At 68.7% G+C, this 14,893-nt stretch carries 10 protein-coding genes and 1 pseudogene; 3 read left to right on the top strand and 8 right to left on the bottom strand.

The features are described 5' to 3' along the window. The 3 genes from ACIQJT_RS40210 to ACIQJT_RS40200 all read right to left on the bottom strand — a co-directional run. On the bottom strand, positions 1-234 hold a 234-nt coding region (locus ACIQJT_RS40210; RefSeq protein WP_402650439.1), incomplete at its 3' end, for an AMP-binding protein. 46 nt (positions 235-280) lie between these two features. Beyond that, the gene (locus ACIQJT_RS40205; RefSeq protein ID WP_402650438.1) at positions 281-2,335 is read right to left on the bottom strand and encodes an ABC transporter ATP-binding protein; all 2,055 of its coding nucleotides are present in this window, start codon (positions 2,333-2,335) and stop codon (positions 281-283) included. 411 nt (positions 2,336-2,746) lie between these two features. Further along, positions 2,747-3,685: a ParB N-terminal domain-containing protein gene (locus tag ACIQJT_RS40200; protein ID WP_402650437.1), complete on the bottom strand. Its 939-nt coding sequence runs from the start codon at positions 3,683-3,685 to the stop codon at positions 2,747-2,749. 1,002 nt (positions 3,686-4,687) lie between these two features. Here ACIQJT_RS40200 and ACIQJT_RS40195 point away from each other — a divergent pair. After that, on the top strand, positions 4,688-5,068 hold the full coding sequence (locus tag ACIQJT_RS40195; RefSeq protein WP_402650436.1) for a hypothetical protein: 381 nt from the start codon (positions 4,688-4,690) through the stop codon (positions 5,066-5,068). A 94-nt stretch (positions 5,069-5,162) separates the two neighbouring features. Here the strand turns inward: ACIQJT_RS40195 and ACIQJT_RS40190 are convergent. After that, positions 5,163-5,449, bottom strand: a pseudogene (locus ACIQJT_RS40190) (cytoplasmic protein); the annotation flags it as partial. 1,091 nt (positions 5,450-6,540) lie between these two features. On the opposite strand from ACIQJT_RS40190, the gene ACIQJT_RS40185 reads away from it, so the two are divergent. Together ACIQJT_RS40185 and ACIQJT_RS40180 are read left to right on the top strand one after the other, a co-directional pair. Continuing rightward, positions 6,541-7,572, top strand: a complete 1,032-nt coding sequence (locus ACIQJT_RS40185; RefSeq protein ID WP_402650435.1) for a LacI family DNA-binding transcriptional regulator — start codon at positions 6,541-6,543, stop codon at positions 7,570-7,572. Positions 7,573-8,008: 436 nt separating this feature from the next. After that, positions 8,009-10,369, top strand: a complete 2,361-nt coding sequence (locus ACIQJT_RS40180; protein WP_402650434.1) for an AbfB domain-containing protein — start codon at positions 8,009-8,011, stop codon at positions 10,367-10,369. A 506-nt stretch (positions 10,370-10,875) separates the two neighbouring features. Here ACIQJT_RS40180 and ACIQJT_RS40175 read toward each other — a convergent pair. From ACIQJT_RS40175 to ACIQJT_RS40160, 4 genes are all read right to left on the bottom strand, one after another. Beyond that, positions 10,876-11,469, bottom strand: coding sequence for a peptidase inhibitor family I36 protein (locus ACIQJT_RS40175; protein WP_402650433.1), 594 nt, complete (start codon positions 11,467-11,469; stop codon positions 10,876-10,878). 232 nt (positions 11,470-11,701) lie between these two features. After that, positions 11,702-12,796, bottom strand: coding sequence for an ABC transporter (locus ACIQJT_RS40170; protein ID WP_402650432.1), 1,095 nt, complete (start codon positions 12,794-12,796; stop codon positions 11,702-11,704). After that, entirely contained in the window at positions 12,793-13,725 is a 933-nt protein-coding gene (locus ACIQJT_RS40165; protein WP_402650442.1) for an ABC transporter ATP-binding protein, read from the bottom strand. Before ACIQJT_RS40165 ends, ACIQJT_RS40170 begins: the two co-directional genes overlap by 4 nt. Positions 13,726-13,729: 4 nt before the next feature. Next, positions 13,730-14,176 carry a GntR family transcriptional regulator gene (locus tag ACIQJT_RS40160; RefSeq protein ID WP_402650431.1) on the bottom strand — a complete coding sequence of 149 codons (447 nt, stop codon included), beginning with the start codon at positions 14,174-14,176 and terminating at the stop codon, positions 13,730-13,732. Positions 14,177-14,893 lie beyond the last annotated feature (717 nt).

The following is a 14,893-nucleotide window of genomic DNA, read 5'->3' as shown; positions in this document are numbered from 1 at the left end:
CAACAACACACCGATCAAACCGACCGACCGCTCCAACCGCACAGCAACCCGATCACCCCGACCCACCCCACACGCCGACAAATACGCCGCCACCCGATCCGACAGCCGATCCAACTCCCCATACGACACCCGCCGCTCACCCTCGACCACAGCCACCGCATCCGGCGCCGACACCACCCGAGCCCGAAACAACGCCAACACCGAGACCGGCGCTGCCACCGACGTGCCGTTCATGACTCCCCTTTCGACGGACGACCTGTGCTCGGGCTGCTGGTGCTGATCAGAGGGCCCCGTCACCGTGCATCCGCGGGCCGCCCATACCGCCCGGCGTTCCACCACCCATACCTCCGGGCATTCCGCCGCCCATTGCGCCGCCGCGTGTGCGGATCTTCGGGCCGGCCGGGCCCCGGGTCGGGTCCTGTTCGCGGTGGCCGTTGCTGCGGGGCGGGGGCAGCGTCTCGGACTTGCTGAACTGGGTGTCGTGGAGGTGGGTGTAGAGACCTCCGGCGGCCAGGAGTTCGTCGTGCGTGCCGCGTTCCCGGATCCGGCCGTCCTCGACGACGAGGATCTGGTCGGCCTCGCGGACGGTGGACAGCCGGTGTGCGATCACCAAGGAGGTGCGGTTGCTCAGGGCCGTCTTCAGTGCGCGTTGGACGGCGGCCTCCGAGTCGGAGTCCAGGTGGGCGGTGGCCTCGTCGAGCACGACGATCGCCGGTGCCTTCAGCAGGAGCCGGGCGACGGCCAGTCGCTGCTTCTCGCCGCCGGAGAGCCGGAAACCGCGGTCTCCGACGACCGTGTCGAGCCCGTCGGGCAGGGAGCGGATCAGGTCCCAGATGCGGGCCTGCTCGCACGCCTCGATCAGTTCCTCCTCGGAGGCCTCGGGGCGCGCGTAGGCGAGGTTGGCGCGGATGGTGTCGTGGAAGAGGTACGCGTCCTGGGCGACGACACCGACGGTGGCGCGCAGCGAGTCGAAGGTGAGGTCGCGGACGTCCTTGCCGTCGATGCGGACGGTGCCCGCGGTCACGTCGTACAGGCGGGACACCAGATGGGTGATGGTGGTCTTGCCGGCGCCGGAAGGGCCGACGAGTGCGGTGAGCGTGCCGGGTGCGACGCTGAAGTCCAGTCCGTGCAGGACCTCCGGCGCCGGCCTGCCGCGCTCGTCGTCGGGGCCCGGACGGCTCTCCAGGGAGGCGAGGGAGACCGCGTCGGGGCGGGGGTAGGCGAACGACACCTGCTCGAAGCGGATTTCGGGTGCCCGGTCGTCGCTGGGCGCCGGCAGCGCAATGGCGTCGGGGCGTTCCTGGATGAGCGGCTTGATGTCGAGCAGTTCGAAGATCCGGTCGAAACTGACCATCACCGTCAGGGCGTTGGCCTGCATGCTGGAGAGCTGGGTGATGGGGCCGAACAGCCGGCCCAGCAAGGTGGCGAGTGCCACCAGGGTGCCGAGGCCGATCACCTCGTCGAGGACGAGCCCGCCGCCGACGCCGTACACGAGGGCGGTGGTGAGCGCGGTGATCAATGCCATGAGAATGAACGCAAGACGGCTGAAGACGGTCAGCCGTACGCCGACGTCGCGGACCTGTTCCGCTTCGTCCTGGTACTTCGCCAGTTCCTCCGCCGGGCGGCCGAACAGCTTGGCGAGCATGGCACCTTGGACGTTGAAACGCTCGTGAATCGTTCCGCTCAGGTTGGCGTGCAATTCCATCTGCTTGCGGGAATGCACCTGAAGCCGGCGGCCGATGGCAAGCCAGGGCAGGAAGAACACCGGCAGCAGGACGAGGGCTATGAGGGTGACGAGCCAGGAGAGATAGAACATCTCCGCGAGAACCAGCGCCACGGTGACCGCACCGGTCGCCGACTGGAGCAGGGTGGTGAATGCCTGCTGGGCCATGACGACATCAGTGTTGAGCCGACTGGAGAGGGCACCGGTCTGGGTGCGGGTGAAGAAGGCCAGGGGCATGCGCTGCACATGGCTGAACGCCTTGACCCGCAGGTCGTAGCTGACTCCCTGACCGATACGGCCGGTCAGGGCGCTTTGCGCGAGCTGGGTCACGGAGCCGCACACGGCGAGCGCGGCCACGATGAGCGCGAGGACGACCACGACCCGGGCGTCGTCCTTCATGATTCCGCTGTCGACGATCTCCTTCAACAGCAGTGGAGTCGCGACGATGACGAGGGAATCGAGGAGGGTCACCAGAATGAGGGCGAGCACCGTTCTGCGATGTGCTGCGACAAAGGCGAGTACCCGCCGCGGTGTTCCCGGCCGGATCTTGGAGGGCTCCGATTCCTCGCCGCCCTTCATCATCACTCCACCGGGGGTCTGAGTGACCAGCATGTCGACGGGGACCTCCTGCTGTAGGCATTCGGGGAAACCGCGGCTGTGAAAGGGCGGGGACTCTCTCGGACACATTCCGGTCCCGTGTTCCGAGAGGCGACGATACCTGTCTGAATTTTGGCCAACGACGTGATGTGGTCCGGTTTTCAGGCAGCGGGACGAATGCACTGGATAAACGTGGGCATGACAGAAATCCGAGAGTTCCGCCGCACTTGGACGCACCGCGCGCGCATCATGTACGCGGGTGTCGTGGACGTACGCCGGACAGCACGGCGGGATGCCGTTCCGGCCGCCGGCGTCATGCAATGCCGTCGGCCGGAAGGCTTCCGTTCACCGGAGAGGATCAGCGTCACCGGCGTCCAACCGCTCACTTCGCACAGTTGGACGAGGCAGCTGGGCAGGCCGGCGAATTCACACGGTCGGACAGGCCGACGTATCGGTCGGAGAGGCCGCCGCTTCGTTGCCCTGGGCGATGTTCTTTTCCACCCGGGCGGCGACCTCTTCCCAGATGTGGGCGCACTCGCGGGCGAGATGGGCCACCGTGCCACCCCAGTAAGGGGGGACGGTGTCGATGATGCCCTCCCACTCGTCCGGCGGGAGCATGTGCACGCTGAGCAGCCGCAGCAACTGGCGCCCGGTCTCGTTGAGCCGCAGGGCGGGGTCCGCCTTGAGCCTATTCACCGCCGACAGCCCTTCGGTGAAGGAGGATCCGGCCGCGGCGTCGTGCCGGTCCTCACCGTGATCGGACTGCCGTACGACCTTCAGCAACTCCTCACGGGGACGGGACCTGACACCACGCGGCCGCGGAGAGAGCAGCGGCTCCTCGCCCCGACTGAGGCGGTTGCGTACGTCCCGTGCGGTCTCCGGCGAGATGCCGGCGGCGCGGGCGATCTGGCGCAGCGACAGGTTCGGGTTCTCGGTGATGAGCTGCCCCGCCCGCCTGCGTCCTTCAGCGATGTCGACGGGCCGCACCCGCCCGTCCCTGCCGATCCTTGCGACGCCCTCTCCCGGGGCATCGACCGTGGCCGACCGGCGCACGTCGGCGACCGTGCCGGGGGCGATGCCCGTCACGGAGGCGATCTTCCGGTCCGACCACTGCGGATGGGTGGCGATGATCCGCGCGGCGGCCCGTTTGCGGTCCGGCAGCGACAGTGGCAGTCCGTGCCGCACGTTCGACTCGACGGCGAGGACGAAGGCGTCCGCCTCGGTACCGTCGTAGAAGGACACCGCGATGGAGCTGAGGCCGCGCAGTTGGGCGGCGCGCAGCCGGTGCAGTCCGTCGAGCACCCGCATCGTCGCGCGGTGCACGATGATGGGCGGCAGTGGAACATCCAGTTCCGCCAGCGCCATCACATGGTCCGGGTCCTCGCCCGCGTTTCTCGGTGAGCCCTCCGTCGATAATGATCGAATGTCAACGTCGATGATCCTGTCATCCGTACTCCCCCGTCGCACCACAACTCCGTTCGGTCGATCAACGCCTTCCTCACGCGTCGCAACTTCGGGCGACGCACCTCGGCACACGCCGATTCCGTTGCCACTGGTCGATCAATCGGCGCTCGTCACAAGTGACCGGGGTGGCTTTCACCAACATCACCCGCTCTTTGGTGGCGACCGGGTCCTCGGTGTCGGCACTGTCCGGCCGCGTCACCACTGCATCGCCGCAGTCAGGTCCCGAGTCACATCGGTTCGTGGAACCTGTGGAGTCCGCTCCAGCGAGGAGCCGCACCGTGACACACTCGCTTTTCGAACGAGTCTCCAGGCGAACAAGAGTCCTTTTTCCCTGACGGGAACACTCTAACAGCAGGGCGCAGTCCAAAAGACAGGCCGTATCGCGCCGCCCGTCATTTCTGACGGGTCGCCAATTCCGATGAACGCGCTGGTACGCGGCGACCTGGAAGCCGGAATGGCTCATTCTCCCTTAACGGTGGCCATTCCTTGCCCATTCACCCACCGCCCGACCGCTCGGTCGGGAACGGGACGCAACTCGGCACTATAAAGCGGCGAACGCGCGCTGCACACGGAAGGTCCGAAGCTGAATTGCCCTCCCCCTGCGGACCATGATCCGGACACGCAGACCGACAGCCGGTCAAACGCCTTTTGCTCGGAGCCTGCGTGGCGAAGTGCCACCTCTGGCGCCCGATGTTCTCATCGGCGGGGTTGCACCGAGGTAACAACCGCAGGGCCTGGGCTGTCGCGGCCGCATCGCCCGCCACGGGGCAGCGCCGAGCGCCGGACACTCGTCATGGCCAACGCCCTCAGCCGCTCCGCAGGCGTTCCGCCCCGGTAACCCTGTCCGCGCTCTACTGAGCAGCGGATCGCGACGACCCCCCACTCCGACCCGGGAGGTTCTCCATGGGCAACGCACCCCGTCTCTGTGCCGCATGCGGCGTCGAGTTCGTCCCGGCGGCCCGCCGCCGCGGATGCAACGGCCCGCCGTTCTGCACCGCCGCGTGCCGGGCGGTCTGGGAGCGGACACACCGCACCCAGAGTGTTCCTGGACCGCCCCCGGTGGAAACGGTGCCGCTGCTCGAGGCGGTCGAGGCAGTTCAGTCGCCGGACTCGGCCGCCGCGGCGCCGCTGCCGCCGCTGCCGCCGCTTGGCACGCAGCACTCATGTCCTCAGTGCGGCCACGAGTTCACCGTCGTCAACTTCGTGCTGCCCGGCCTGGATTCGACGGGTGACACGAACGCGGACGACAGCGAGGACGTGCGGGACCGCTATTCCACGGGGTGAGCGAGTCTGACGAACCGCACATCCCGGTGCCTGCCTGCCCATGCCGTGGATCACCAGCCGATGGGCGCGTGCTGCGACCCAAGGTCCGACTCGTCCACACACAGGGCAGATCAGTTGGCGTATCAAGGAACAGAGCGGCGTACACCTCAGGGTCCTTACGGACCAGTGCCGAGCGGTGGCTTCGCAGAAAGGCCCTGTCACCGAGCCAGGGCGGCAGTTCGCCGGCGGCGGCCAGTTTCGACTGCTCGCGCACCGCGGCGCCGTGGCCGTGCGCGGCCAGGCCGGCGTCGGCAAGGTGGTGCAGCTGCCCTGGTGCCCCTGTGCGCGCGGGACCCGGCAGATCTCCAGGTCGCCGCCGTACCGTACGAGCGCCTCCTCGTAGACCCGGCGGCCGGTGGCCGTGTCATTACGGCTCGGAGCGGTCGGCGCCGACCGTGCTGTGATCTACCCGCCCTTTGGCCGCTTCACCCCGTGACCGTCGCCTGGGGGCGCTCCGGGTCATGCTTCCTCAGCCGGGCCGTTCCACGAGACGGCGCACCTTAGGACAGCTCTGCGGTCGGAATGGCAACGGCTCCCGCACACCGACAGGTTGTCGACGAGGTGGGTCTGCCAGCCAGAACCCACACTCCGTCCGTCGGCGAAGATCCGCTCACCACCGAGGGGCCACACCACACTGCGCCTGTCGAAGGTCACGCTCAGATCGATCACGGCCCCCGACGCACCGCTTGGTGGCGGACGTAACGTAACTCTGGCTCTGCCGGACGTGGTTGGTCAGCTCCAGAAGGGCAGGGTTGTCGGGGTGGTACGCAAAGACGTCGACCTCATCGCCGCCGTCCCGCCAGGTCCAGATGGCAGGCCATGCACCGAGCCCGGTGGGCAGCCGTACCGTGGCCTCCGAGGGGTTCCTGGTGCGCACCGGGAACCCCTCGGCGCCTGGAGATGCGGAGCCTGTTTCCGCGGCAAGCGTGACCGCGGCCTGCCTGTCGGCGTGTGGCCTTCCGGTGAGCCCCGGTTTGTACACCGTTGTCCGTTGGCCCGCGCGGCCCGGCACGGGCTCTCCCGGTGCGGGCTCTCCCGGTGCGGGAGGTCGCCGCTCAGATCAAGACCTGGATCCATGAGCGCGTCGAGGAGGCGGTGGCCGTCATCGGTGGTGCGTGCGTGAACCGGAGTAGCGAACTCCTGACTGAACTCCCGGGCGCCGCCCCAGGACTGGACGTCCGTACCGTGACCATCGGGGCTGTTCGTCCCAGGGACCGTCCTGTCGATGTGAAGGAACGTGGCTGACCTGCCGGATACGCGATGGGATGCTCGTGCGGGACGCTCGCCCACCGCCTTGTCAGTGCGAAGCAGGCGGATGTATGACCTTGTAAAGGTCAACATTGTCGAGCCCGATGGGGGGACTAGACGTCAAGCGCGTCGTACGGACACCACCCCCACCCCACCCGAGCCGGGCCACCTCGAAAGGGAATGCCGTGCGGGTCAGCCTCAAGGACGTCGCCGCCCACGCGGGGGTCTCGATCAAGACCGTCTCGAACGTGGTCAACGACTACCAGCACGTCACTCCCGCGATGCGCGAACGCGTCCAGCGGTCGATCGACGCACTCGGCTACCGTCCCAACCTGGCCGCCCGGCACCTGCGCAAGGGCCGTACGGGGATGATCGCGCTGGCCCTGCCGGAACTGGGCAACCCCTACTTCGCCGAACTCGCCGCCGCCGTCATCGACGCCGCCGCCACCCATGACTACATCGTGCTGCTCGACCACACCGGCGGACGCCGTGAGCAAGAACTGCTGGTCAGCCAGGGGTTCCGCGCACGCGTCATCGACGGACTGATCCTGAGTCCCATCGAGTTGGAGACCGAGGACCTGCGCGACCGGGCGGAGAGCGTTCCACTGGTGTTGCTGGGAGAGCGGGACTACGACCTGCCCTACGACCACATCGCCATCGACAATGTCGCCGCAGCCCGCGCCGCCGTCCGGCACCTGATCGCTCTCGGGCGCCGGGAGGTGGCGTTCGTCGGCGCCCGTCGCGGTCGCAGCGAGCCCGCCCAGCTGCGCGTACGCGGCTGGCGGGAGGAACTCACCGCCGCCGGACTCCCGGCCGACGATGGGCTGGTGGCCGCCACCGACGGATGGGGGCATGCCGACGGGGCGGCGGCCATGACGCGCATCCTCGATGCCGGCCGGCGCCCCGACGCGATCTTCGCGTACAACGACCCGATGGCCATCGGCGCCATGCGCGTCCTGCACCAGCGCGGACTGCGTGTCCCCGAGGACATCGCGGTCGTCGGCTTCGACGACGTGGTCGAAGGCCGCTTCGGCGCGGTGTCGCTCACCTCCGTGTCGCCCGACAAAGAGGCCATCGGCCGGCTTGCCGTGGAATCGGTGCTGGCCCGGCTGGGCGGCACGGCACCCGAACCCCGACGCGTCTGGGCGGGTTACCGCCTGGTCGAGCGGGAGAGCACCCTCGGACGCGAGGCTCCGGAACATCGGGCCCAGGACTGAACGACGGGACCGCGGCCTGCGGGTCGGACGGCACCCGAGGCTCTCGTCGCGACCTGTCCTCCGCTCAGTCTGTTCCCCTCGCCTCCGACGCGGCGCTGCGGCCGGTGTCCGGCGCGTCGCGCTCGCGCTCGGGCTGGCGCACGGGGGTGGCCTCGGGCTCGGGCTCGGGCTCGACGAAAACTGCCGGCCCGTCTCGGCACTCGCGGGTGGCAGAGCCTGGCAGAACGGCGTAGCACCGGTAAGCGCTTCCCCCACACCTCCGCCCTCGCCCGAGGCACACAGGCGTATGCACAGGGGATTTACAGCCCCCTTCCAACGATGTAAAACCCTCTTTGCGCGGGGCTCGACAACGTTGCCCGCGCGAGGAGAAGACTCCCCTCCGGCCGCCCCGCCTGCACGCGTACGTCTCCCCACCCCCACGATCCAAGGAGGCACCATGCGTCAAGTTCCCGCAGACAGAGGGCCGTTGGGCCATCTCAGACGACGAGCGCGGTGGGCCACCACCGCGCTCCTCGCTCTGGCCCTGGCCGTCGGGACGGCCCTGACGGCCACCGGCCCCGCGGCCGCGGCCCCCCAGGCGTGGACGCCCAAGCCCTCCCCCATGACCACCCCGTGGACGAACCAGGTCCCCACCGACACCCCGCTCCCTGAGTACCCCCGCCCCCAGCTGACCCGCCCCGACTGGGCCAACCTCAACGGCATCTGGGACTTCGCCGTCACTTCGGCCGACGCCGGACAGCCGGCCGCCTTCACCGAACAGATCCGGGTCCCCTTCGTCGCGGAATCCGCCCTCTCCGGCATCCAGCGCAAGATCACCCAGAACGACAAGCTCTGGTACAAGCGCACCTTCACCGTCCCGTCGAACTGGAGCGGCCGGCGCGTCCAGCTCAACTTCGGCGCCAGCGACTGGCGTACGACCGTGTGGGTCAACGGCCGCCAGGCGGGTGGCACCCACAGCGGCGGCTACGACGCCTTCTCCTACGACGTCACCGACCTCCTCGCCGCCGGCAGCAACACGATCGTGGTTTCCGTCTGGGATCCCACCGAGGCCGGCACCCAGGCGATCGGCAAACAGCGGATCCGCGACGTCGCCCCGCACCCCGGCGGCGGTATCGAGTACACGGCCGCGTCCGGGATCTGGCAGACAGTGTGGCTCGAACCCACGGCTCCCGCGCACATCACCCGCCTCGACATGGTGCCGGACCTGACCAACAACCGCCTCAAGGTCATCGTCCGGGGCACCGGGACGAACGGCCACCAGGCCCACGTGACCGTCTCCACCGGCGGCACGACGGCCGGCACCGCCACCGGCCCTGTCGGCACCGAGTTCACCGTGCCCGTCCCCAACGCGCGCTTGTGGACGCCGGAGGACCCCTTCCTCTACGACGTGAAGGCCGAGCTGCTGTCGGGTGGCACGACGGTCGACTCGGTCGGCAGCTACACGGGGATGCGGTCCATCGGTATCGCCCGGGTCGACGGTCTCCTGCGGCCGGTCCTCAACGGCCGGTTCGTCTTCCAGACCGGCACCCTGGACCAGGGCTACTGGCCGGACGGCATCTACACCGCGCCCACCGACGCCGCCCTGCGCCACGACCTGCAAAAGCACAAGGACCTCGGTTTCAACATGGTCCGCAAGCACATCAAGGTCGAGCCGCAGCGCTGGTTCTACTGGGCCGACCGGCTCGGCCTGCTGGTCTGGCAGGACATGCCGTCCATGCAACGCACCCCCGACGCGGCCGCCCGCACCCAGTGGGAGGCGGAGTACGACCGCGTCATCGACCAGCACCGCAGCTCCCCGTCGCTGGTCATGTGGGTCAACCAGAACGAGGGCTGGGGCCAGTACGACCAGGCCCGCATCGCCGACAAGGTCAAGGCGTACGACCCGTCGCGCCTCGTCGACAACATGAGCGGCGTGAACTGCTGCGGTGCCGTCGACGGCGGCAACGGTGACGTCGTCGACCACCACGTGTACGTCGGCCCCGGCACCACCGTGCCCAGTTCCACCCGCGCCGCCGTCCTCGGCGAGTTCGGCGGACTGGGCTTCAGGGTCAGCGGCCACGAGTGGTACCCCGGCGGCGGCTTCAGCTACGAGGACCAGCCCGACCTGGCCCACCTGAACAACCGGTTCGTGGGCCTCATCGACGCGATCCGCGACGTACGCATGCCGCGCGGCCTGTCCGCCTCGGTCTACACCGAGATCACGGACGTCGAGAACGAGGTCAACGGCCTGCTCACCTACGACCGCCAGGTGGTCAAGGTCGACGAGGCCCGAGTGCGAGCCGCCAACCAGGCCCTGATCAACGCCTCGCGCGGGACGACGGCCCCTCCCACCCTGCCCGTGAACGAGTACCGGTCGCTGCGGGTGACGACCCCGGGCTACACGGACCGGTACGTGCGCCACAAGGACGGAGCTGTCTTCACGGAGGTCGTGAACAGCGGCAGCGACGCCCTGCTGAAGAACGACGCCACCTGGAAGGTCGTCCCCGGCCTGGCCAACACTTCCTGCTACAGCTTCGAGTCGCGCAACTACCCCGGGCAGTACCTGCGTCACCGCGACTTCCGCGTCTACAAGGAGGCCGGATCGGGCGACGTGTACCGGGCCGACGCCACCTTCTGTCCCGTCCGAGGCGCGGGCGGCGACGTACGGCTGTCCGCGTACAACTTCCCGGAGCAGTACCTGCGTCACTACAACGCCGAACTGTGGCTCGCCACCCCGGGCGGCACGCACGCCTGGGACAACCCGGCCCTGTTCACGGAGGACACCACCTGGACCGTTGAGGCCCCGTGGGCGCCCTGACCGGGACCTGGTGAACGGAACCGTACGGGGGCGGCGGTCCATGGGGACCGCCGCCCTGCTGACCCACCAGGAGATTCGCGCGTAGCCACGGCGGCCGCAGAGAAGTGACCCGCATCGGACACACCTTGGCCAAACACCTGCGAGGCAAGGACGTTGACGGAAGACTGACCGCGGTCAGTCGCCGACGAACCAGAGATACAGGTGCGTCCCGCGCTCGACGACCGACACAACTCGCGGGCCTGCTCGACCCATTCGCCACCGCAGGCAGCGGGAAGCCGGTCGAGCTCGGCCAACAGCAGTGGAATCTGCCGCTGGTTGAAGACCGCATCCCCTTAAGGAGTCAGGGCCCAGAGCATCGGGAACTCCGTCGCGCTCAGATCCGGGAAGCCGACGGTCCATTCCACGCCCTCGGACCATGACGTTTCGCCGGTGGTGCGAGGGAGGCAGGTTCGCCGACCTCGCGGCGCGGCACCGTGTCGGTACCGCGCCGCGCCTTCACGTCTGGGTCACGGATACAGCTGGATCACATCGGCTCGGTTGTCGGCTTCCCCCAGCTGGCCCGTGCCGTACGGAGCCGCCCCGCCGAAAATCCATGCCAGTTGGCTGCCGCCGCCCTCGCTGATCCAGTCCTTGCCCACCACCCAAGCGCCTCCGGTCTGGTTGTTGTAGAACGAGCTGACCTTGTCCCTCCAGCTGGAACCGTCGGACACGGTGTAGTTGCCGAGGTCGTAAGTGCCGTAGTAGTAGAAGTCCAGGCGGTAACCGGTGTAGTTGCTGTACTGCCACACGCAGGCGTAACCGGGCCGGCAGTCGCCTAGACCGGCGGCCGCGCGGGTGGACGACGGAACGGTCATCTCCACGCCCGGCTCCAGCCGTACCCGGTCCTTGGCCACCCGCTCGGCACCCTCGTTGTGCCGAAGCAGGCCCGCGATCTCCCGCTCCGTCCTGGCGTCCGCCGTCTGGGCGGAAGGAGCGGTCTGGGCCGGCGCGGCCATCGACGGCGAGGCCAGGGCCGTCGTGAACACGGACGCGGCCACCAGACCGAGTGCGAGCGAGGCACAGCGCATCCTCAACGACTTCCGCGAGTGCAATGGACTCATGTTCTCTCCCTTGGGCGCTGGCCGGAACCGTCGTTCCTGACGACACCCTCATGGTTCGTGTCATCCCTCGAGCAGCACCAGGCGTTTCGGGCACAGCCGAATACCACCGGTCACTTGGCGCGTGGGCGCGTCGCCTGGACGATCACTGAAGCTCCGCGCGGGGGCGTTGAGTTGCTGCATCGACTCGCGAAGAAGGCGGCGGTGGAGATGGGCAGGAGGCGCGAACAGCTACTCAGACGAGCCGCTTGCGACCCCAGACGAAGAGGAACACCACGATGCCGGCGGTCAGGGCGAGCAGGATCGATGCCCCGAGCCACTGCATACTGCTCATCTGCGCGATGGGGAGGTAGTCGATCGACGCGCCGACGATGTCCGCCTTCTTCATGCACTGCCCAGTCGCCTCCTCTGACAGCGTGGCCGTACACGTGGTCAGGTCGAAGTGTTTGCCGCTGCCGCTGACATACGAGACGTCGAGCACGTGCGCGGTGCGGGGCACCGGCGGGAACGTGATCAGGGTTCCGGGACTGACCGGCTTGCTGGTGGCTGTGACGATGTCACCGAGCGACAACTTGAAGTAGCCCCAGAGGGCCTGGAGGGCGACGGCGAACCCGAGGGTCACGACCATGGCCGCCAATGTACGGCGCAGGATCACACCGATCAGCACCCCGCCGAACACGGACAGCAGGGAGAGGGCGACGGGCGCCGGGCCCGTGGTGTTGAAGAACTCCCTCGTGGTCCAGTCGATGTCCACGTAAGGGAGCTTGATGGGGTTCCACCACCAGGCGAACACAGCCGACAACGTGACCGTGGCCACCGTGACCGCCAGCCCGGTCATTGCCAGTTTCGTGGCGAGCCAGCGGTTGCGGCTCACGGACTGGGCGGCGATCAGCTTGGCCGTGCCGTTCTCCAGGTCGCCGGCGAGCAGGGGGGCGCCGAGGAGGACACCGAGCATGACGGGTATCGCCGTGAGACCGGTGGTGACGGTGTTGAACGCGCCGATGTACGGGTCGAACTGCCTTTCCACGTCATCGAGGCTCTTGGCGGGGAAGCCGTAGGCGTCGAGGAAGTCCATCATCCGGGCACGCTGGTAGATCATCCAGGCCACGCCGAGCACAGTCGCGGCGATCATGGTCCAGAACGCGGCTCGGTGCTGGCGCCAGACCAGCCAGGTCATGCCGCTGAGATGGGGGCGCCGGGTGGCCTCCGTGGCGGTCGCGTTTCCGGTCCCGTGCCTGGGTCGGCTCCTGGTGCCGTTCAATGTCCCGTTCATCGTTCGGTTCGTCGTTCCGTTCTTGCCGCTGGTCGAGGGGTTGGTGAAGGTGCTCATGCCGCCACCGTCCCGGTGCCGATCGCCTGGCCCTGGACCTGGGCGGTGGGGGTGATCAGTGGTGGCGCGTCGGGTGAGCGGAGATAGGAGAGCAGGAGTTCCTCCATGCCCGGGGCGGTCACCTCCCAGGGGCCGGTGACCGGGCCCTCCGGGCGGATGAGTGCCGTGAACTGCCGTCCGCTGGTACGGGCCTCGACGAGGGTGTGGTAGCCGAGGCCGTCGGGCAGGCTGTCGCCCTCCCTGGCCCCGGTGACGACGGCGTGCACGGTCATCAGGTCGTCCACGTCACCGGCGAGGCGCACTCCGCCGCCGGAGACGACGACAAGGAAGTCGCACGCGTTCTCCAGTTCGGCCAGGACGTGGGTGGACATCACCACGGTGGTGCCGCGCTCGCCGGCCTCGGCGAGGAGGGTGCCCATGAGTTCGTGGCGCACGACCGGGTCGAGGTCCGCCATCGGCTCGTCGAGCAGCAGCAGGTCGGGGCGCTTGCCGAAGGCGAGGGCGACGGCGACGCGGGTGCGCTGTCCGCCGGAGAGGGTGCCGATCTTCGCGTCGAAGGGCACGTTGCCCGCGCGGATGATGTCCTCGGCGGCACGCTGGTCCCAGCCCGGGTTCAGCTCCCGGCCCAGCCGCAGGGTCTCCGCCACGGTGAAGCGACGGAACAGCGGCTTCTCCTGCGCGAGGAAGGCCGTACGCCGACCGGACTCCACCGAGCCCGGCTCCTCGCCGAACAGACTGATCGAACCCTGTGTCGGCTTCAGGACATGCGCCGCGAGGTTCAGCAGCGTGGTCTTTCCCGCCCCGTTGGGGCCGACCAGCCCGCAGATCCTGCCCGCCGGAAGCCGGAAGGTGCAGTCCTTGAGCGCCCAGCCCCGCCGATAGCGCATCCCCAGCCCGTACGCCTCGAGGGCCGGCTCCCCCGGATACATGTAGTCACTCACCTGTGCTCCTCGTTCCCGTCGCCCCCGTGACCGCTGTGGTCCCGGAGGCGTACTGCTTCTCCAGCGCCGACGCGACCAGCGCGGCCACGTCCTCCTGCTCCAGACCAGCCCCGGCCGCCTTCGCCATCCACGCCACCAGCTCCCCGTACAGCGGCGAGTCGGTGCCCGTCTCCGGGCGGCCGAGCGCGCGGCGCACGAAGGTGCCCTGGCCAGGCCGCGGTTCGACCAGCCCCTCGCGCTCCAGCTCCCGGTACGCCTTGAGGGTGGTGTTCGGGTTGACCGCGCTCGTCTCAGCGACCTCCTTCGCGGTGGGCAGCCGGTCGCCCGGCACCAGTACGCCCAGCCGCAGAGCCTGCTTGGTCTGCTGCACGATCTGCTGGAAGGCGGGGACCCCGCTCCGCCTGTCGATGCGGTACTCCACGGCCACCACCTCTTCCATCACTATTCCACTATGCGATTAGTGGAATGATGATGGGAGGAAGGGGCGGCACTTGTCAACGTCTCTCCGCTGCCTTCCCGCTTCCTGACGACGCCTCAGCCGCTCAGCCCGCGGCGAAAGCCCACTGCACGTGGCAACTGCTCAGCCCGACGGCAGGTGGCCACTGGCTCTGTTCACGACACAGGGCAGCGTTTCGAGAGCAGTTGGGCCGCAATCGCGCGGTTGCCGACCGTCGGCGGATGCCAGCCGGCTCGTGAATATCGCCTCCGGCGAGCTGCCGAGTGCCTCCCGAGGCTGGTGGCCTGGTTGACGATCCAGTCCTGCCGTCGCCCTGATACCTGAGCAGCAGTGTCGGCACTGCACGTCAGCCGCGTCGCCGTGCACTCCACGGGAGCCTGACCCGCGGTGAGCAGGATGCTGCGGTCACCGAAGCGGGAGATGAGCGCCCGTACACACGTGGCCCGGGCGCGTGCAGGGGTGATGGGGTGCCGTCTCGTTGGAGGTATGCCTTAGTCAGCGGCGCGTGCCTGCTGGGCTTCCTCGTCGCAGCGAGCACCGGGGTCTGGGCCGATGAGCACGAGGTCGGCTGGCTGTCTTCCGGGGGCGTCGGCATCGGAGGCGGCATGCTGGGCGTCGGACTGGTCATGGCCGGACGGGCCTTTCTGCCTGACCGGCTACGGCAGCGATGTTCCGGGTGCCTCCGTCCGAAGGACGGCA

The organism is Streptomyces sp. NPDC091972, from assembly GCF_044756385.1.
GTDB lineage: Bacteria > Actinomycetota > Actinomycetes > Streptomycetales > Streptomycetaceae > Streptomyces.
The sequence above is the reverse complement of the archived record's forward strand: the minus strand, read 5'-3'. Positions and strand labels throughout refer to the sequence as shown.